Raw genomic sequence first — 19,161 nt, forward strand, 5'->3', positions numbered from 1 at the left:
CTATAGCAGACTTTTGCGTTGGTTAGACGGTGGAATCATTAATGATTCGCGGTACTTTGCTATTGTTCGCCGGGCCACTTTAATACCCTGGTCGGCTAACAAATCGGCAATCTTGCTATCACTCAACGGTTTACTCGGGGTTTCTGCGGCCACTAATTTTTTTATCAGGGCACGGATAGCCGTTGAGGAACATTCTCCTCCATTTTCTGTTGCGACATGGCTGGAGAAAAAGTATTTCAATTCATAGATACCACGCGGTGTATGCATATACTTTTGTGTTGTCACACGCGAAATAGTGGATTCGTGCATGTCGACCATTTCCGCTACATCATTTAACACCATGGGTTTCATTGCTTCAGGACCGTATTCAAAAAATCCCTGTTGCTGTTGAACTATGCAGTTAGACACTTTCAACAGCGTTTCGTTGCGGCTTTGCAAACTTTTTATAAACCACTTGGCTTCCTGCATGTGTGAACGAATAAACTGGCTGTCACTGGAATTTTTGGCATTACGACTCATGGCCGCATATTGCTGATTTACATTTAGTTTTGGCAAGCTGTCCGGGTTCAGTTCTACTACCCAACGCCCGTTCTTCTTCATAACCGACACATCAGGAATCACGTATTCTGGTTCGGCAGTAATCAGTGCATTGCCGGGGCGTGGATTTAGGTTTTGGATTAAACGGATAGTTTCGCGCAGCTGTTCTTCATTCAGGCGGGTTTTGCGCATTAATGTGCGGTAATCCTTGCTTGCCAGTAAATCCATATATTCGGTAATTAACAAGCGCGCTTCGTTTAACCAGGGGGTATCGTCAGCAAACTGTGCTAACTGAACCATCAGACATTCGGTGGGATTACGCGCCCCAACCCCGATAGGGTCAAACATTTGAATGCGTTTTAATACACAGTTTACTTCGTCCAGATCGATTTCGTCATCGTCCATACTGGCCAGAATTTCTTCTGTGGAAACCGTCAGATAACCAGACTCATCTATCGAATCGATAATCGCGGTGGCAATGGCAACATCTGTTTCACTGAAATGAGTAAGCCGCATCTGCCATAACAGATGCTCCTGAATATTATCCGTGGTTTCGCCCTGGTAAATCTGATCATCTTCACCAGATATAGGCGCAGCAGGAGCTGAAGAGGCGCTGTAATATTCATCCCAGGTGGAATCGATAGGCAGTTCGTCAGGTAATTCATTCTTTTCCAGTGCTTCACCAGATTCCATGGCATCAGCATCTGTGTGTTCGTTGTCACTGTTATTTTTATCAGAGTCAGGCAAATCGTGGTTTTCTTCAACTTCGAGCAAAGGGTTAGCGTCCAGCGCTTCCTGAATTTCCTGTTGAAGATCAATCGTCGACAACTGCAATAAGCGTATCGCCTGTTGCAGCTGTGGTGTCATTGTCAGTTGTTGGCTGAATTTTAGTTGTAATGAGGGCTTCATTTACTTCTTATATCGTCCCGTGTGTTGTAAACCAGAAATGACTGCATCCCTTGTTGTTTTGTCGTTTGTTAAACTATAGCCTGAATTGGTCGCCCAGGTACACATCCCTGACTTGCTGGTTGCTGAGGACCTGTTCGGCATTACCCTGAGCAATAAGCTCTCCATGACTGACAATATATGCTTTTTCACACACATCAAGTGTTTCGCGCACGTTATGGTCTGTTATCAGTACACCAATCCCTCTGTCTTTAAGTTGGTTTATAATTTTTTTTATATCGGTGACCGAAATAGGATCGACTCCAGCAAAGGGTTCGTCAAGCAAAATAAATTCCGGGTTGGCGGATAAGGCTCTGGCAATTTCAACCCGACGCCTTTCACCGCCAGACAGGCTCATTCCCAGGCTATTGCGGATATGATTTATATTGAATTCATCTAACAGCTCATCCGCCTGTGCCTCACGTTGCTCTTCGGTTAAGTCTTTACGTGTTTGTAAGATGGCCATTAAATTTTGCCACACGGTCAGCTTACGAAAAATAGAGGATTCCTGAGGTAAATATCCGATCCCGCGTCTGGCTCTCACATGCATGGGTTGTAAGGTTAGCTCATCATCATCGATAAAAATCTGACCTTTATCCAGCTGTACCAAGCCTACTATCATATAAAATGTGGTGGTTTTTCCTGCACCATTGGGGCCGAGTAAACCGACTATCTGGCCGGTTGATACCTCTAAGCTTACATCACTAACCACCTGTCGTGATTTGTAAGATTTGGCTAAATGACTGGCCTTAAGGGTTGCCATTGGCGTCTTCCTGTGTGCTGGGCTGATATATGGTGATAGTACGGCCATCTTCGTTATCACTGCCTTTGGCATTAAATTGTTCATTTTCCATATCAAACTCAATTCGTTCCGCTTTTACCATTGAGCTTTGCAAATGTAGTTCTGCATTGTCGGTTAACGTTAATACCCGGTTATTTAGCGTGTAGCGAATCTCATCAGCTACCGCTTTTATCATGCTGCCATCATTGGCTTTTTGCTGATAGGAGGCGGGTTTGCCTTTGGCGATAAATACCTCATTGCCCGGACCGTCTTTAGCATCGATAAATACTTCATCAGCATCAATCACCAGCGAACCCTGCGTGATATGCACGTTACCGCTGTAATAACCTGACTTTTGAATGCCATCGGCTGCATTGTTTTCTGACAGGATCTGTATTGTCTGTTTAAAGTCCGACTTGTCAGCCAAAACACCAAAAGAGGCTGTAACAAGTAATGCCAGCGCAGCGCTACGGAGTAGGGCCGGGAGAGAAAGTCGATTTCGCATGATTTAGTAACTCAAAAGTACGTTTTTCGAGGTTGGCGCTAAAGCCTTCCCCCTGAATGACATAATTCTTACCACTGATCTTTACCAGTTGATCAGAGGTTAATGTCCGGTTGTTAAGGTCGATTTCCACATAATCGGTTTTCATGGTTTGGATAAAGCCATCTTTATCTAAACTTTTTACCGTTACGTCATCTTCCAGTTGCAGGCGATTATTTTCATGTAATGTGCCTTCCTGAGCTGAAATCTGCCACTGATTTTGACCATTTTCATCAAACAAGTTATACATGGGCTGTTCAAACAGTGTGAAGCCAAGCAACTGGTAATGTTCCATATGTTTGGCAAATACCTGATAACTGAGTTCACCTTTACTGTTGTATAGCGTATTTAACATACCATCAGCCAGATAATTTGGACGCCATGCCTCTTCTGTTTCATCCAACGGCACCACTTCATCTGTTGAGATCCATTGATCATAATTAAGCGCAACCACCAGAATAAACAGCAAGCAAATGCTGATAGTGACTTTGTTCATGTGCTGCTTCCGTGCACCAGTGTCAGTTTTTTATGAGCATGCAAAAGTAAATCACATACTTCTCTTACCGCACCAAAACCACCGTTTAAATGGGTGATGTAGTCAGCTTGCTTGCGTACAAAGGGGTGTGCGTCGGCAACGGCGACACTGACACCTGCCAAATTAAACATACCCAAATCGGGCATGTCATCACCGATACTGGCAACTTGTTGCGCAGATAGCTTTAACTGCTTCATCAGTTTTTCAAGTGCGGGACCTTTGTTCTCTTCACCCTGAATAATATGGGCCACGCCAAGGCTGGTCATGCGTTGTTCTACAATATTAGAACGTCGGCCAGTAATTACCGCCAGTGTTACACCTATATTCTGTACCGCTTTTACACCATACCCATCACGGGTATGAAACGCTTTTAATTCTTCTCCCTGATTGCCCAGATATATTCGGCCATCAGAAAAAACACCATCAACATCGCAGGCCAGTAATTTGACACGACTAAGACGGCTAATGAGTTGTGAATCCAGTTCACCATATAAGGTTTGTGTAATTGCCATTTTGTTCGCCAGTTTCCTGCTAATGACCTAACCGAGTAAAATAAATTGATAAGCTATGAACAATGCCAGTAATAGTCCACCCTGCCAACGGCCAATTTTACGTTTACCGCCAAAACTGAGGCTGAAAATAACCAGTAATACCGTTAGTGCTAACATAACATAGCTATCTCGATGGGCTGCATCTGTATCAATAACACCTGGCGCGATAAGAGCAGGCATAGCGAGCACTGCAAGAATGTTGAATATATTCGAGCCGATGATGTTACCCATCGCCATGTCGTCCTCACCTTTGCGCATACTTACAATACTCGCTGCCAGTTCTGGCAAACTGGTACCTATGGCGATAATAGTCAGGCCGATCACTAAATCACTCATACCAAAAAACCTGGCAATATTTACCGCAGAATCCACCATAATATTGGCACTCACTGGCAGCAAAATCATGCCAATGATCAACCATAATATGGCCCTTGAGCTATTGACGTCTAAATCCAGCTCCTCTGCAATTTCCTGTTCCAGCCGGTCTTTTTTATCCGCATGCATTGATAACCAACACACCCCAAAGATGGTGACAAAAAAAGCGACCAGTAAAATAATGCCTTCAGTCTGGGTTAAAGCATTGTCTGACATGAAGTACACACCCAGCAGGGTAGCGATCACCATTAAAGGGATTTCTCGCTTAAGGGTGGTTGATGCGACCAACATAGGCTTAAACAGCGCCGTCGCACCTAATACCAATGCAATATTTGTAATGTTGGAACCAATTGCATTTCCAATACCGGTATCCGGATTACCATTTAAGGATGCAGTAAATGACACCATTATTTCTGGTGCGGAGGATCCCATGGCTACAATGGTTAACCCTATAATCATTGGCGAAATACCAAATTTCGCTGCAACCGCAGAAGCACCATATACAAACCGGTCGGCGCTCCAACTAAGTAAAATGAGTCCTAAAATGAACAATCCACAATCAAAAAGCATGCTGCCACTATATTAATTCAGCGAATAATGGAATTGTCGCAAAAAGCTATGCTTTTGCCTATGCTCCATCAGTATTTTACGCAGATTTTACTTTGTAAGCTTTGGTAACTGCTATAAAAATAAGCGTTTTTCCGATCTTAAGCTAAAAAGTGTAATTAAAATTACATCTTGTAACTTTTTAATATTTCTCATTAGCATTGAAAAAAATTAAAATGCCTTCACTTCACTAGGATGCAATTCTAGGATTGCGTTTTTCTTCTCAGTAAAAGTAGGATTTTCAGCACAAGATGGATTATCTGGTAGAGATAAATAACCTGACATTTAAACGTGGAGAACGTGTTATCTATCAGGATATTTCCATGCGGATTCCGAAAGGAAAAACCACCGCCATTATGGGTCCCAGCGGAATAGGAAAGACCACTATGCTGCGCCTGATCGGTGGGCAGCTTAAACCTGATAGTGGTGATATTCTTTTTGCAGGGAATTCCATTCCTTCTATGAATCGTCATCAGTTGTACAAAACACGTCGCGATATGAGCATGCTATTTCAAAGTGGTGCTTTATTCACTGAGCTGACGGTGTTTGATAATGTTGCTTATCCTTTGCGTGAGCACACTAAACTATCCGAATCGTTAATTCGTACCATCGTGCTATTAAAGTTACAGGCTGTGGGATTACGTGGCGCCGCACAATTGATGCCAAGTGAATTGTCTGGTGGCATGGCTCGTCGAGCGGCACTGGCGCGTGCAATTGCACTTGATCCTCAGCTGATTATGTATGATGAACCCTTCGCCGGTCAGGATCCCATTTCCATGGGGGTATTGGTTAAACTGATTAAAACGCTTAATGATGCGTTGAATCTCACCAGCATAGTGGTTACCCATGATGTGGACGAAGTGATGAGTATTGCTGATTACATATACATTGTTGCTGACAAAAAAGTAATAGGTGAAGGTTCACCTGAGCAAATCCGAAATAGTGACTCAGAGTTGGTACAACAATTTTTGCAGGGGCAGGCTGATGGCCCTGTACCATTCCATTTTCCCGCTGAGTCATTTAAGCAGCAACTATTAAGCGGTGGTAAATCATGAATTGGCTGGCGAATTTGGGTGCCTGGGTAATTGAAAAGATCGCCGCAACCGGGCGTGCTTCTCAGGTTTTATACGGAGCTTTGGTTGCGGTCCCGCGTCCAATAAAAAATACGCCTCTGGTGATTCGTCAGATGTATGTTGTGGGTGTGCAATCGCTGTTGATTATTGTGGTGTCTGGCCTGTTTATCGGCATGGTGATGGCATTGCAAGGTTATACCATCTTAGTGGATTACGGTGCCGAGGACAGTTTAGGCCCTATGGTGGCTTTGTCTTTACTACGCGAGTTGGGGCCGGTTGTTACTGCGCTGTTATTTGCCGGGCGTGCTGGCTCTGCGTTAACTGCAGAAATAGGGCTGATGAAAGCAACAGAACAGCTAAGTAGTCTGGAAATGATGGCGATTGATCCGTTGCGCCGGGTTATTGCGCCACGTTTTTGGGCTGGATTTATTTGTATGCCGATGTTGGCAGTGATTTTTAGTGCTGTTGGTATTCTTGGGGGGCATTTGGTCGGTGTCGACTGGCTGGGTGTGGATAGCGGTAGTTACTGGTCAATTATGCAGTCTACGGTGGACTTTCGGGCTGACGTATTGAATGGCGTGATTAAAAGTTTTGTGTTTGCTGTAATTGTAACCTGGATTGCAGTATTTAAAGGATATGACTGCTTACCTACATCGGAAGGCATCAGTAAAGCAACAACTGAAACAGTTGTACACTCTTCGTTAACGGTTTTGGGGCTGGATTTTATCCTGACAGCCCTGATGTTTGGGATTGAATAAATGAATTCTCGTAAAATTGAATTAGTCGTTGGATTTTTTGTCGCATTAGCTATCGCAGCAGTATTGATGCTGGCATTTAATGTTGCTAACAAAGGTATTACTGGTGAAGGTGAAACCTACGATCTATATGCTAAATTTGACAATATAGGCGGTTTAAAAGTGCGTTCAGCGGTTAAAGTAGGTGGAGTTACTGTTGGTCGGGTAACCTCAATTAAACTGGATGATAAAGATTTTACTCCGGTTGTCACCTTAACTATCGCCAAGCAGTACACAAACTTTCCGGAAACAAGTTCGGTGTCCATTTTGACGTCGGGATTGTTAGGAGAACAATACGTAGGTTTACAGCCTGGTTTTTCATTTGATGGTATCGAGCCACTGAAAGAAGGTGATTTTATTGAAGACACCAAATCGGCTTTGGTACTGGAAGATTTGATTGGTCAGTTCCTGTTTAGCAAATCAAAAGACTAGGAGAGGTAATAATGGGTAAGTTGCTGAGAAGTGTCGCGGTTATTACGTGTTTGCTTATCAGTCATGTGACATTGGCACAGGACAGTGAAAACCCCTACGAGATGGTGAAAGAAGCGGGAACCCGGACCTTTGACAGAATTAAGGCCGAGCGTGAGCAAATAAAGAAAAATCCGGATATTTTGCGTACCATCATGATCGAAGAACTGCTCCCGCATGTGGATTACAAATTTTCCGCATTAAAGGTGCTGGGTAAACAATTTAAAAATGTGCCGCAGGACAAAATCCCTGAATTTATTCAGGTATTTCGTGATTATCTGGTAACAACTTACGCTATCGCGATGGCGCAATATGATAATCAAACTGTCGTATTCGAACCTGCTCAACCCATCGACGATGATCGCATGGTAACCGTTCGTGCCCTGGTGAAAGAACCCGGACGCCCAGATATTAAAATTGCGTTTAAAGTACGCAAAAACAGCCGTACAGATGAGTGGAAAGCGTTTGATATGGTAGCCGAAGGTATTAGCCTGTTATCCAGTAAACAAAGCGAACTGGAAGGTATTATCCGTCAGGAAGGCATTGATGCTGTGATTAAACTGCTTAAAGAAAAGAATGCCCAGTCAATTGTGCTGGATGATAAAACAGAGGCGAAATCCTGATGAACAAAACATTATCCATTAAACAACAGGACAATGTTTTTGTATTTAGTGGTGATCTGCTCGCTGTAAATCTGGCAAATCCATGGCAACATCGTTACAGCGAATGGCAACAAGCGGGTAACGAGTTGCAGTTTGATTTGGCCGAGGTTAACAACATCGATACCGCGGGGCTGGCATGGTTAATTGAACTCAGTGGTGAATGCGAGAAGGCAGGTAAAAAGCTGTCGATTATCAACCTGCCTAATTCTTTGATCAAATTAGCAAAAATGAGCGACGCTGAAGACCTTTTACCGTTACAATAGGGCCAATTGTTTGTTGAAAAAATAGATTGGCCATGCAAATCCCAGATATAGAATCCGTATTAAAAGAATCCCTTTCCCTGACTGAGCTGGTTGTTACCGGTGATGGCTCTCATTTCCAGATAATTGCTGTGAGTGACATGTTTGCAGACATGTCACGGGTTAAAAAGCAGCAAACCGTTTATGCACCTTTAAAACCTTTTATTGCCGATGGCAGTTTGCATGCGGTATCGATTAAAACCTTTACTCCTGAGCAGTGGGTTAAAGAGAAAAAATTTAATATGCCAGGAGCCCTTTAATGGAAAAATTAAGTATTCAGGGTGGTTCGGTTTTACAGGGGGATGTAGTTATATCCGGCGCCAAAAATGCAGCGCTCCCTCTTTTAATTGCTAGCTTATTAACCAAACAGAAATGTCGTTTTACTAACGTACCCGACTTAAGAGATATCACCACGACACTGGATCTATTGTCCATTATGGGGGCCAAAACCACCCGTGAAAATGATGTGGTTACAATTGATAACAGTGAGCTGAATAGCCATGTTGCGCCTTATGAATTAGTTAAAACCATGCGTGCGTCTATTTTGGTGCTCGGGCCTATACTGGCGCATTATGGTCAGGCTGAAGTTTCGTTACCGGGCGGCTGTGCGATTGGTGCCAGACCAGTGAATTTGCACCTAAACGGTTTACGTCAGATGGGCGCCAATATCGTGATGGAAGAAGGTTACGTAAAAGCTTCTGTTGATGGGCGTTTAAAAGGTGCGCGTATCTTTATGGATGTAGTTAGTGTTGGCGCTACCGAAAATCTTATGATGGCAGCAGCGTTGGCTGAAGGCTCTACTGTACTGGAAAATGCCGCACGTGAGCCGGAAATTGTAGATTTAGCTAATTGCCTGAATCAAATGGGTGCCAGAGTTAAACATGCAGGCACTGATAAAATTACCATTGAAGGTGTGGCTGAGCTCAATGCATGTGATTATCGTGTATTACCTGATCGTATTGAGACCGGTACCTTTCTGGTGGCTGCAGCGGTAACCGGTGGCAAAGTTAAATGCTTGAACGCCGCACCTGAAACACTGGATGCAGTGTTAAGTAAGCTGCGTGAAGCCGGTGCGATTGTTGAATGTGGTGATGACTGGATTGAGCTGGATATGCAAGGTAAACGCCCGGCCAGTGTTAATATTAAAACCGCTCCTCATCCGGGTTTTCCTACCGATATGCAGGCTCAGTTTGTAGCTTTAAATGTAATTGCGTCTGGTACAGGAGTGGTTACCGAAACCATTTTTGAAAACCGTTTTATGCATGTACCGGAATTGCAGCGCATGGGAGCTGTAATCGATCTGGAAGCCAATAATGCTGTATGTCGTGGTCACTCCAGTTTGAATGGCGCACAGGTGATGGCAACCGATTTACGTGCATCTGCCAGCTTAGTTATTGCCGGACTGGTTGCGAAAGGGGAAACTATTGTTGACCGTATTTACCATCTGGACCGTGGTTACGAATGCATTGAAGCTAAATTGAATGGATTGGGCGCCAATATTAAACGCGTGAGTTAGGTGATCTAAGAAGCTCCTAACTCACCAATAATGACAGGGACAGTCATTATTTTCTTGTTGCGGATAATTTCAAAGGTAATTTCATCACCGGGCTTGGTTTCCGCCACAATGTCCAGTACCTGCAAAACACCTTCCACTTGGGTATTATTAACTTTGGTGATGATATCTTCAGGACGTAACCCCGCTTTAGCTGCCGGACCAAAGGGCTCAATATGCGTCACTAAAATTCCAGGTAGCATATTTTTAGGATCACGTTCTTCATTGGCCGATATGCCTAAGTAGCCACGAATTACCCGTCCATTGGTAATAATTGAATCCATAACTTTTTTTGCCAGCTCGTAAGGCACGGCAAAAAAGATACCGGCTACATCTTTTACCCGATTTTGATTATCAAGTGTTTTGAAATTGGCGTTATTAATTCCAACCAAAACACCATTGGAATCTACTAAAGCACCACCTGAATTGCCTTCATTTAATACCGCGTCCATCTGAATAAAACCGGCATAACCATTACTGTTAGTTAAGTAGTTACTTAAGCCGTTACGACCTGTTGCACTGATAACACCTTGAGTAATGGTTTTACCCAGGTTGTAAGGATTGCCAATAGCGAGCACCACATCGCCTACGCGAGTATTGGTTTGCTCACGTTGCGGAATAACAGGTAAATTTTCTTCATCAATTTTAAGCACGGCCAGATCGGTATAAGGGTCCTGACCCACTTGCTGAGCGTCTAGAATACGGCCATCGCTTAATCTGACGCTAATGGTTTCTGCATTTCGGATAACGTGGTAACAGGTGAGAATATAACCCTGCTCGCTCATAATTACGCCGGAGCCTAAACTGGCCCTTTCTACCTGGCGTCCCCGATAGGGGAATGGGCGTGTTTCAATTCCTGTACTATATATATCAACCACAGCGGGCGTGGCAGATTTCACCGCTTCATGGAAGCTTACGCGGTCATTAGCTGTAGAGGGCTGATTAAAGAGTCTCAACTCTAGACCTGTGCCCTGGCGCAAATCGGGAATGAGCAGTAACATCACTGCAGATACCACGACGCCGAGTAAGATGGATTTTGTAAAAAAATAACCCCAGCTGCGCTTTTTCACGATGCTCCGACTTTAGATAAGGATGTTTGGCAAAATAATAGCATTGGGTTGAAACAGAAGATAGCGGCTAGTCGCCGCTATCTTGCAGATTTTATTAAGGTTTATCGAACAACCAGGAATACAGAGCTGTCTCCGCGTTTGACGTTCAGTGCGATAACACGCGGGCTATCGGATAACTGTTTACGCAGTTCTGCCACAGATTCAACACGGTGACGGTTAACGCCAATAATCACATCGCCTTCTTGTAAACCAACGCGAGCTGCTGGAGAACGTGCTGCCAGCTGACTGATTTCAACGCCTTTATCGCCGCTTTTGGTTTTACCATTGGACATAACCGCACCTTCCAGTGAAGGATGGATTTCTTCGGCCGTGATATTGGCGGCTTCGTAATCACCTAATGTGGCAGTAATGGTTTTTTGTTTACCGTCACGCACCACTTTCAACTCTACATCTGAACCTGCGCCCAGTGTGCTAACTTTGGCACGTAGTTCCAGAAAACTGTGAATCGTTTTTCCATTAACCGCAGTAATGACATCGCGTGCGGCTAATCCGGCTTTTTCAGCCGCTGAATCAGGTGTAACTTCACGTACTACCGCACCCTGATTAATATCTAATCCCATGGCGTCTGCGAGATCTGCATCTAAATCGCTGCCGGTAATACCCAGTAAACCGCGGCGAACTTCACCAAACTCCACAATTTGATCCACCAGACTCTTCATCATATTAACTGGGATGGCAAAACCAATGCCGATATTACCGGGGCCTAAAATCGCAGTGTTAATACCTTCCAGCTCACCTTTAAGGTTTACCAGTGCACCACCAGAATTACCGCGGTTAATGGCTGCATCGGTTTGGATAAAGTCTTCAAAACCTTCGATATTTAAGCCACTGCGTCCCAGCGCACTGACAATACCTGACGTAACAGTTTGTCCGAGACCAAAAGGGTTACCAATGGCGATCACAAAATCACCCACACGTAGCTTGTCTGAATTACCCAGATTCATCGCCACCAAATTGTCGGCCTTAATTTGCAGTAAAGCGATATCGCTTTGTTCGTCCGACCCTAATTTTTTAGCTTCAAACTCTCGACCATCGGTGAGTTTGACGCGAATTTCGTCGGCATTATCAACAACGTGATTGTTGGTAACGATATAACCGTTTTTGGCATCGATGATCACACCAGAACCCAGCCCCTTGAACGGACGTTCCTGAACTTGTTCATCTGGTGCATTAGGGCCAAAGAAATATTTGAACATTTCAGGTACACGCTGACGTGATACCTGTGTGCCCTCTACTGATATACTGACAACTGCGGGGGTAACCTTTTCAAGCATCGGAGCAAGAGAAGGCACTTTTTGCTCATCATCAGAAAAAAAGGGAATGGCAGCGAATGTTGAGGTTACGACTGCTACTGATAATGTGAAAGCAGCAACAGTGCGGATAACAGCATTTTTCATTCGGAAAATACTCCAGGTTAGTTAAGGTTAGTACGTTGGGTATGTTAGTCTTCGATGTATGAGTTTTGTTCGAATCCAAAACTTTTTGATCGCGACGCCGAGGTGAAGACCTAGTGGTTCTAAGTCAAGACTCGGCAACAAAGAGCAAAAGGTTTTGGGTTGAACCCTTCGGGCAGTCTTTGTCGCGGATTTCTGCGGCGTTAAAGCTCATTTATGTAGTCTTACTACACAACACTCGCTCTGCCTTGTATAAATCCGCGACAAACGCCTGCAAAAACACACATCGAAGACCAACAAACCCTAAAATAGGAATTGAATTTTTGTTTTTCAATACTTGCACTAGAAGACTTAACCAACCTGAACAAAGTTCCGTTGAAATTATTCTGCCGTTTGTTTTTGCGGTTTATTTTCGCTGTTTAACAGGCCAGAATTCCCCGCTGAATAGTCCAGAGGCTGGTAATCTGCTGAGGTTTTCTCTGGTTTACTTTTTGTTACATTATGGCGCAGGTAAACATTTGCCTGTTCACCAAAAAATGCCAGTTTGCCGTCTTCTGGTTGATTTTGCATCTCACTAACATTGTGTTCAAAATGTTCCAGCTGGTTGCGCAGAGCCTGACATTTCTGTTCGATACTGGTTAATACCTGACGTGATTCTGCTACATGAATTTGGGTTTGCTGGAGCAAAATGTCTCTGATGGTGTTTTCGACATTTTTTTCTTTATCCGCATTATTTTGCTTGTTTAGCCAGAACTGAGCAGCAAAAAAACCAACAACGGCACCGATAATCAACAATAACAAGCCCGTAATAAAATCCATAAAATCTCCACAAATCTAAACTGGTGCTTTACTTAATAATACGCAATTAGCAAACTATGCGGCCATTAATTTTCGTTTTTTATGACCAAAAAGGTTAGCCGCATTTGTCTATGATACCGCTTACGCCCTGGCAAAAATACCAGCAAGACTTAAAACAACCAGAATTTGTGCATGATAGCGCACAAGAAAACGCCGTTATGCAGCTGCAACGATTGTATGATGACCTGGTTGCAAGCCCTGAAAATGTGAGTCCACTCAAGACGTTAACAAAATGGTTCATTCGCCATGATAAAAAACAACAAATAAAGGGGCTGTATTTCTGGGGCGGTGTTGGGCGCGGTAAAACCTATTTAGTCGATACTTTTTATGAGTGTCTGCCATTCAAAAAGAAAATGCGTATTCACTTCCATCGTTTTATGCACCGTGTGCATGAAGAACTTAAAACACTGGGTGGTAAACAAGATCCATTGCAAATAGTGGCCGATAAACTGGCGGATGAAACACAGATTTTGTGTTTTGACGAATTTTTTGTTTCAGATATTACCGATGCCATGATTCTGGGGACATTGATGGAAGCCTTATTTAAACGCGGTGTGGTGTTAGTTGCTACTTCAAATATCATTCCCGATGAGCTGTATCGCAATGGCTTGCAGCGAGCACGCTTTTTACCTGCGATTGACCTTATCAATAAAAATACCGACGTAGTCAATGTCGACAGTGGGGTGGATTATCGGTTGCGAACCCTGGAGCAGGCTGAAATTTATCATTTTCCTTTGGATGAACAGGCTACAACCAATCTAAACCAGTACTTTAGCCAGTTGTCGGCCGAAGCGGGAACTGAAGGTGCCACCATCGTAGTACAAAACCGTTCATTGCAGACCATTAAGGAATCCGATGGCGTGGTGATGTTTGACTATTCAGTGTTGTGTGAAAGTGCACGCAGTCAAACCGACTATATGGAATTAAGTCGTTGTTATCACACTGTATTGTTGGCTAACGTTAAACAAATGGGACGTGAAGTGGATGATGCCGCCAGACGTTTTATTGCCATGGTGGATGAATTCTACGAGCGTCACGTTAAACTGATTATTGCGGCAGAAGTGGACATTGATGAACTGTATACTCAGGGCCAGCTGGAGTTTGAATTTAAACGATGCATCAGCCGCTTAAAGGAGATGCAAAGTACCAGTTATTTAGCACTGCAACACTTACCTTAACCTCAACATCTGCAACTACTAAAAAGGTGGTTAATTATAAATTGTGATTTGTAGGCTGGTGTCGCGTTTTGTATGAAATTTCTACGTGATTTCTAAATAAATATCTGTATAATGCGCGCCCTGCCCAGTTACTGCCACTTTGGGAAAGTGGAACGGCTAAATGATTCGAAGGGATCAATATATTTAGTCTTAGCGGTTTGACTGTTGTGCAGTGAAACCAAACGTAACTTTTTAAATCTAGGGTAACGATAGATGAAAACTTTTGTTGCTAAGCCTGAAACGGTAACCCGTGAATGGTTTGTGGTAGATGCCGCAGATAAAACACTAGGTCGTCTTGCGACTGAAGTCGCTCGCCGCTTACGTGGTAAACATAAGCCAGAATATACTCCACACGTGGACACTGGTGATTATATTGTTGTGATCAACGCTGAGAAAGTGGTTGTTACTGGTAACAAAACCAAGAACAAAATGTACTACTCACACACTGGATATCCAGGTGGCTTGAAAGAAGTTAACTTCGAAAAATTACAAGCACACAAACCAGAGATGATCATTGAAAAAGCGGTAAAAGGCATGCTTCCTAAAGGTCCTTTAGGTCGTGCTATGTTCCGTAAAATGAAAGTCTACGCTGGCGCCGAGCATAACCATGCTGCTCAACAGCCTCAAGTTTTGGATATTTAGGAGCTAGATGATGGCAGATAATCAATTCTACGGTACTGGTCGCCGCAAAAGCTCTACTGCTCGCGTATTTTTACGTCCAGGTAGTGGAAACATCGTAATTAACAAACGTTCGATTGAAGAGTTTTTTGGTCGTGAAACAGCACGTATGATCGTGCGTCAACCACTTGAACTGGTTGAAATGACTGAAAAATTTGACCTGTACATCACTGTTAAAGGTGGTGGTATCGGTGGTCAAGCGGGTGCTATCCGTCATGGTATTACTCGTGCGTTAATGGAATTCGACGAAACGTTGCGTCCTGCGCTACGTAAAGCTGGTTTCGTTACACGTGACTCTCGTCAGGTTGAACGTAAAAAGGTTGGTTTGCACAAAGCACGCAAACGTCCTCAATTCTCAAAACGTTAATCGTTTCGAATTGTTCAAAAACCGGTCTGTTGGGCCGGTTTTTTTATGTCTGTAAAAAGTGGTTGAATTTCATTCGGTGAATTTCGCGCAAATTCTCGTTTTTAATAACTATTTTACGCTTTGGGACATCATTTCCTTGTGTTTTGAAGGGGTTTTCTTTTATCATTTTCGCGCTTTGTAACTAAATTTATGCATTTGCTTCGCTGAAGTAAAAGTAAACAACCACTATTCAGTCATGCGTTGTCACTGTGAAGGTTGTCGCTAGCGGGTATTGTGTTCACAAGAAGTAGCGTACAGCGGTTTAAATACGGTGTTGGGCGAATAAAGCTGTGAACTTGACCTGTGAGATATATTCAGTTTGGCTGGCGGTCGCTGACATGCAAGCTAATATGAGTTAACTCAAATTGGTACAAGCTGAGTAATTACATATAAATCCAAAACTTGGAGATAAAGTGGATGAGCAATACGCCTGTAGATAACAGCCGGCGTCGTTTCCTGACTATCGCTACTTCTGTAATTGGTGGTGTCGGGGTGGCGGGTGCTGCTGTGCCATTTATTGCATCCTGGAATCCCAGTGCCAAGGCGAAAGCCGCTGGCGCAGATATTAAAGTGGATATCAGTAAGATTGAGCCCGGTCAGCTAATTCGTGTTGAGTGGCGCAGTAAACCAGTATGGATCGTACGTCGTACACCAGAAATTCTGGCTGAACTGGCAAAAGATGAAGATATGTTGAAGGACCCAAATTCCGAAGAAGACCAGCAACCGGAGTTTGCCCGCAGTCGCTATCGTTCGTTAAAAGAAGAGTATTTGGTACTGGTGGGAATTTGTACTCACCTGGGTTGTTCACCTCAGTATCTAAATGATGGTCAGTTTGAAGAAATCGTAGAAGGGGTTCCTGATGGTTTCTTCTGCCCATGTCACGGTTCTCGTTTTGACCTGGCTGGTCGTGTATTCGACGGCTCACCTGCTCCGACAAACTTAGTTGTACCGCCGTACTACTATATTGATGACAACACCATTTTGATTGGTTCAGAAGAGGGAGCGGCGTAATTATGTGGCAAAATCTACTCGACTGGATTGAATATCGTATTCCAATGATGCGCGTGGCAAAAATGCATGCGATGGAATATCCGGCTCCAAAAAATATGAATTTCTGGTACGTATTTGGCTTTTTGGCCACCATCGTACTGGTTAACCAAATTGTGACCGGCGTTTGGTTAACCATGCATTATAACCCGACCGCTGAAGGTGCATTCGCGTCTGTTGAATACATTATGCGTGAAGTGGATTATGGTTATATCTTGCGTTACATGCACTCGACGGGTGCATCGGCGTTCTTTATCGTTGTCTACCTGCATATGTTCCGCGGCATGATGTACGGCTCATACCAAAAACCACGTGAACTATTGTGGTTGTTCGGTATGTTTATCTATCTGGCGTTAATGGCTGAAGCTTTCATGGGATATGTATTGCCCTGGGGCCAGATGTCTTACTGGGGTGCGCAGGTTATCGTGTCTCTGTTTAGTGCAATCCCAGGCATTGGTCCGGATTTAGTGGTTTGGATCCAGGGTGACTATGTTATCTCTGGTGCGACTTTAAACCGCTTCTTTGCATTGCATGTTATTGCGCTGCCATTAGTCTTGGTTATCCTGGTGTTCCTGCACATTGTTGCATTGCACGAGGTGGGCTCAAACAACCCGGATGGTGTTGAAGTCAAACGCAAAAAAGGTTCACTAAGCGACGACGAAAAAACTAAGTTCAAAATGCATGAGTACTACACTAATAAGTACGACATCATTGATGACGTAGTACCCTTCTTCCCGCACATTGTATTGAAAGATTTGGTTGCCTTTAGCGTATTCCTGTTCTTGTTCTGCTACGTGATGTTCTTTAATCCTGGCATGGGAGGATATTTCCTGGAGCATCCAAACTTTGAAATTGCTAACGGTCTGAAAACGCCTGAGCATATCTTTCCTGTTTGGTACTTCACGCCTTTCTATGCGATTTTGAAAGCTGTTCCAGATAAGTTGTTTGGTGTTATCTCGATGTTTATGGCGATTATCTGCCTGTTCTTACTGCCCTGGGTTGACCGTGCGAAAGTGAAATCATGGCGTTATCGCTCAGGTTTACATAAGTGGAATCTGATCGTATTTGCATTGGTATTTATCTTCCTGGGTTACTTAGGTGGTACGCCACAAGAACCGTGGAAAGTGATTGCGTCACGTATTCTGACTATTATGTATTTCAGTTTCTTCGTATTGCTCTATCTGTACAGTAAAAACGAAAAAACCAAACCATTGCCTGCGAGGATCACCAAATGAAGAAGTTAATCCTTGTATTAAGTTTGTTAGTGCCATCGTTAGCAATGGCGGCAACGGGTCACTCGGTACATTTGGATAAAGCTAATATCGATCTGACTGATAAAGCCTCACTGCAATCAGGTGCACAAACCTTTATGAACTATTGTTTAGGTTGTCACCAGATGCAGTACCAGCGTTATCAGCGTACCTTTGAAGATTTGGGTATTCCTTTAGTACTGGGGCAGGAAAATCTGCAATTCACAGGCGAAAAAGTCGGTGACTACATCACCAATAACATGGCACCTAAAGCCGCTGCTAAATGGTTTGGTGCAACGCCGCCGGATTTAACCCTGGTGGCGCGTGTTCGTGGTGTTGACTGGATTTACACTTATCTACGTGCTTTCTACAAAGACCCATCACGTCCATGGGGCGTAAACAATGCGGTATTTAAAGATGTGGGTATGCCCCACGTTTTACAGGAATTGCAGGGGCTTCCTACCAAAACCTATGAAAAACATATGGTTGACGGTGAAATGGTTGAACGTTATGTAGGCATCAAAGGTGATGGTACAGGTCGTCTCAATCAGGAAGAATACGACAAAGTCGTACTTGATCTGGTTAATTTCCTGGCATATATGGGTGAGCCTTCTCGCCTTGAAGCTGAAAGCATTGGCCGCTGGGTTCTGGTATTCATTGTTATTCTGTTTGTATTTGTATACTTACTTAAGAAAGAATACTGGAAAGAAGTGCATTAATTATGCACAAGAATTGTGTATAATAGTCGATTAGACTCAAAAGGGGCATCAACGCCCCTTTTTTTGCCGTTTATGTCAAAGCACTATTTTAGGATTTCGGAGGAAGCTTAATGGCTGTAGCCACCAACAAACGTTCTATCATGACATTGTTTTCAGATTCGATAGACATTTATAGTCATCAAGTACGCATTGTTTTAGCCGAGAAGGGCGTAGGGGTAGAAATTACCTTTGTTGATCCCACCAATGTACCGGAAGATTTGGTTGATCTGAATCCTTACGGCACCGTACCAACTCTCGTTGATCGCGAGCTGGTGTTATATCAATCACGCATCATTATGGAATACCTTGATGAGCGTTTCCCACATCCACCTTTGATGCCAGTTTATCCTGTATCCCGTGGTCAAAGCCGTTTAATGATGCATCGTATTGAACAGGACTGGTATTCACTTGCTGAACAAATTCTTAAAGGTGAAGGTGACGTTCAGACTGCACGAAATGAGTTGCGTGAAGCCATTCTGGCATTAGCACCTTTGTTTGCTGAAACCCCATTTTTTATGAGCGAAGAGTTCAGTCTGGTTGACTGTTATCTTGCACCGCTATTGTGGCGTTTACCTGCTCTGAACATTGAATTAAATGGTAACGGCAGCAAAGAAGTGAAAAGTTATATGAAGCGTATTTTTGAGCGCAGCTCATTTGTTGCTTCATTAACCGATCAGGAACGTGAAATTCATAACCCGCTTTAA

The 19,161-nt window shown here is 43.6% G+C and carries 23 protein-coding genes; 14 read left to right on the forward strand and 9 right to left on the reverse strand.

Annotated features, from left to right (window positions below; genetic code table 11):
* The 6 genes from H8B19_RS05110 to H8B19_RS05135 form a co-directional block, all read right to left on the reverse strand.
* The gene (locus tag H8B19_RS05110) at window positions 1-1,446 is read right to left on the reverse strand and encodes an RNA polymerase factor sigma-54 (protein WP_186505721.1); all 1,446 of its coding nucleotides are present in this window, start codon (window positions 1,444-1,446) and stop codon (window positions 1-3) included.
* A gap of 73 nt (window positions 1,447-1,519) precedes the next feature.
* A complete protein-coding gene (gene lptB, locus H8B19_RS05115; RefSeq protein ID WP_186505722.1) occupies window positions 1,520-2,245 on the reverse strand; it encodes an LPS export ABC transporter ATP-binding protein in 726 nt (241 codons plus the stop codon).
* Entirely contained in the window at window positions 2,232-2,768 is a 537-nt protein-coding gene (gene lptA / locus H8B19_RS05120) for a lipopolysaccharide transport periplasmic protein LptA (protein WP_186505723.1), read from the reverse strand. Before lptA ends, lptB begins: the two co-directional genes overlap by 14 nt.
* Window positions 2,731-3,300: an LPS export ABC transporter periplasmic protein LptC gene (gene lptC, locus H8B19_RS05125; protein WP_186505724.1), complete on the reverse strand. Its 570-nt coding sequence runs from the start codon at window positions 3,298-3,300 to the stop codon at window positions 2,731-2,733. The genes lptA and lptC overlap by 38 nt, the downstream gene beginning before the upstream one ends.
* Complete coding sequence (gene kdsC / locus H8B19_RS05130; protein ID WP_186505725.1) at window positions 3,297-3,851, reverse strand: 3-deoxy-manno-octulosonate-8-phosphatase KdsC; 555 nt, start codon at window positions 3,849-3,851, stop codon at window positions 3,297-3,299. The genes lptC and kdsC overlap by 4 nt, the downstream gene beginning before the upstream one ends.
* Window positions 3,852-3,878: 27 nt before the next feature.
* Window positions 3,879-4,835 carry a calcium/sodium antiporter gene (locus H8B19_RS05135; RefSeq protein ID WP_186505726.1) on the reverse strand — a complete coding sequence of 319 codons (957 nt, stop codon included), beginning with the start codon at window positions 4,833-4,835 and terminating at the stop codon, window positions 3,879-3,881.
* Between the two features lie 287 nt (window positions 4,836-5,122).
* Here H8B19_RS05135 and mlaF point away from each other — a divergent pair, with 287 nt between their 5' ends.
* The 7 genes from mlaF to murA are packed head-to-tail and all read left to right on the forward strand — an operon-like array spanning window position 5,123 to window position 9,683.
* Window positions 5,123-5,926 (forward strand): phospholipid ABC transporter ATP-binding protein MlaF, encoded by an 804-nt coding sequence (mlaF, locus tag H8B19_RS05140; protein ID WP_186505727.1) that lies wholly within the window; start codon window positions 5,123-5,125, stop codon window positions 5,924-5,926.
* Window positions 5,923-6,702: a lipid asymmetry maintenance ABC transporter permease subunit MlaE gene (gene mlaE, locus H8B19_RS05145; RefSeq protein ID WP_186505728.1), complete on the forward strand. Its 780-nt coding sequence runs from the start codon at window positions 5,923-5,925 to the stop codon at window positions 6,700-6,702. The genes mlaF and mlaE overlap by 4 nt, the downstream gene beginning before the upstream one ends.
* Window positions 6,703-7,170, forward strand: coding sequence for an outer membrane lipid asymmetry maintenance protein MlaD (mlaD, locus tag H8B19_RS05150; RefSeq protein ID WP_186505729.1), 468 nt, complete (start codon window positions 6,703-6,705; stop codon window positions 7,168-7,170). It begins immediately after the preceding gene.
* Between the two features lie 11 nt (window positions 7,171-7,181).
* Complete coding sequence (locus H8B19_RS05155; protein WP_186505730.1) at window positions 7,182-7,829, forward strand: MlaC/ttg2D family ABC transporter substrate-binding protein; 648 nt, start codon at window positions 7,182-7,184, stop codon at window positions 7,827-7,829.
* Entirely contained in the window at window positions 7,829-8,131 is a 303-nt protein-coding gene (locus tag H8B19_RS05160) for an STAS domain-containing protein (RefSeq protein ID WP_186505731.1), read from the forward strand. The genes H8B19_RS05155 and H8B19_RS05160 overlap by 1 nt, the downstream gene beginning before the upstream one ends.
* Window positions 8,132-8,163: 32 nt before the next feature.
* Complete coding sequence (locus tag H8B19_RS05165; RefSeq protein ID WP_186505732.1) at window positions 8,164-8,427, forward strand: BolA family protein; 264 nt, start codon at window positions 8,164-8,166, stop codon at window positions 8,425-8,427.
* The gene (gene murA, locus H8B19_RS05170) at window positions 8,427-9,683 is read left to right on the forward strand and encodes a UDP-N-acetylglucosamine 1-carboxyvinyltransferase (RefSeq protein ID WP_186505733.1); all 1,257 of its coding nucleotides are present in this window, start codon (window positions 8,427-8,429) and stop codon (window positions 9,681-9,683) included. The genes H8B19_RS05165 and murA overlap by 1 nt, the downstream gene beginning before the upstream one ends.
* A 5-nt stretch (window positions 9,684-9,688) precedes the next feature.
* On the opposite strand, the gene H8B19_RS05175 is transcribed toward murA, so the two are convergent.
* From H8B19_RS05175 to H8B19_RS05185, 3 genes are all read right to left on the reverse strand, one after another.
* Window positions 9,689-10,789, reverse strand: a complete 1,101-nt coding sequence (locus H8B19_RS05175) for a trypsin-like peptidase domain-containing protein (protein ID WP_422121145.1) — start codon at window positions 10,787-10,789, stop codon at window positions 9,689-9,691.
* Between the two features lie 101 nt (window positions 10,790-10,890).
* Window positions 10,891-12,246 carry a Do family serine endopeptidase gene (locus H8B19_RS05180; RefSeq protein WP_186505734.1) on the reverse strand — a complete coding sequence of 452 codons (1,356 nt, stop codon included), beginning with the start codon at window positions 12,244-12,246 and terminating at the stop codon, window positions 10,891-10,893.
* A gap of 378 nt (window positions 12,247-12,624) precedes the next feature.
* Window positions 12,625-13,062 (reverse strand): ZapG family protein, encoded by a 438-nt coding sequence (locus tag H8B19_RS05185; protein ID WP_186505735.1) that lies wholly within the window; start codon window positions 13,060-13,062, stop codon window positions 12,625-12,627.
* Window positions 13,063-13,172: 110 nt separating this feature from the next.
* Between H8B19_RS05185 and zapE the strand changes: the two genes are divergently transcribed.
* The 7 genes from zapE (at window position 13,173) to sspA (ending at window position 19,161) form a co-directional block, all read left to right on the forward strand.
* Window positions 13,173-14,279 carry a cell division protein ZapE gene (zapE, locus tag H8B19_RS05190; protein WP_186505919.1) on the forward strand — a complete coding sequence of 369 codons (1,107 nt, stop codon included), beginning with the start codon at window positions 13,173-13,175 and terminating at the stop codon, window positions 14,277-14,279.
* Window positions 14,280-14,531: 252 nt separating this feature from the next.
* Window positions 14,532-14,960 carry a 50S ribosomal protein L13 gene (rplM, locus tag H8B19_RS05195; RefSeq protein ID WP_186505736.1) on the forward strand — a complete coding sequence of 143 codons (429 nt, stop codon included), beginning with the start codon at window positions 14,532-14,534 and terminating at the stop codon, window positions 14,958-14,960.
* 10 nt (window positions 14,961-14,970) lie between these two features.
* Window positions 14,971-15,363, forward strand: coding sequence for a 30S ribosomal protein S9 (gene rpsI, locus H8B19_RS05200; protein WP_186505737.1), 393 nt, complete (start codon window positions 14,971-14,973; stop codon window positions 15,361-15,363).
* 456 nt (window positions 15,364-15,819) lie between these two features.
* On the forward strand, window positions 15,820-16,413 hold the full coding sequence (petA, locus tag H8B19_RS05205; protein ID WP_186505738.1) for a ubiquinol-cytochrome c reductase iron-sulfur subunit: 594 nt from the start codon (window positions 15,820-15,822) through the stop codon (window positions 16,411-16,413).
* A 2-nt stretch (window positions 16,414-16,415) separates the two neighbouring features.
* The gene (locus H8B19_RS05210) at window positions 16,416-17,684 is read left to right on the forward strand and encodes a cytochrome b (protein ID WP_186505739.1); all 1,269 of its coding nucleotides are present in this window, start codon (window positions 16,416-16,418) and stop codon (window positions 17,682-17,684) included.
* On the forward strand, window positions 17,681-18,418 hold the full coding sequence (locus H8B19_RS05215) for a cytochrome c1 (protein ID WP_186505740.1): 738 nt from the start codon (window positions 17,681-17,683) through the stop codon (window positions 18,416-18,418). Before H8B19_RS05210 ends, H8B19_RS05215 begins: the two co-directional genes overlap by 4 nt.
* Window positions 18,419-18,528: 110 nt before the next feature.
* Window positions 18,529-19,161, forward strand: coding sequence for a stringent starvation protein SspA (gene sspA / locus H8B19_RS05220; RefSeq protein ID WP_186505741.1), 633 nt, complete (start codon window positions 18,529-18,531; stop codon window positions 19,159-19,161).

Source organism: Neptunicella marina, from assembly GCF_014270035.1.
GTDB lineage: Bacteria > Pseudomonadota > Gammaproteobacteria > Enterobacterales > Alteromonadaceae > Neptunicella > Neptunicella marina.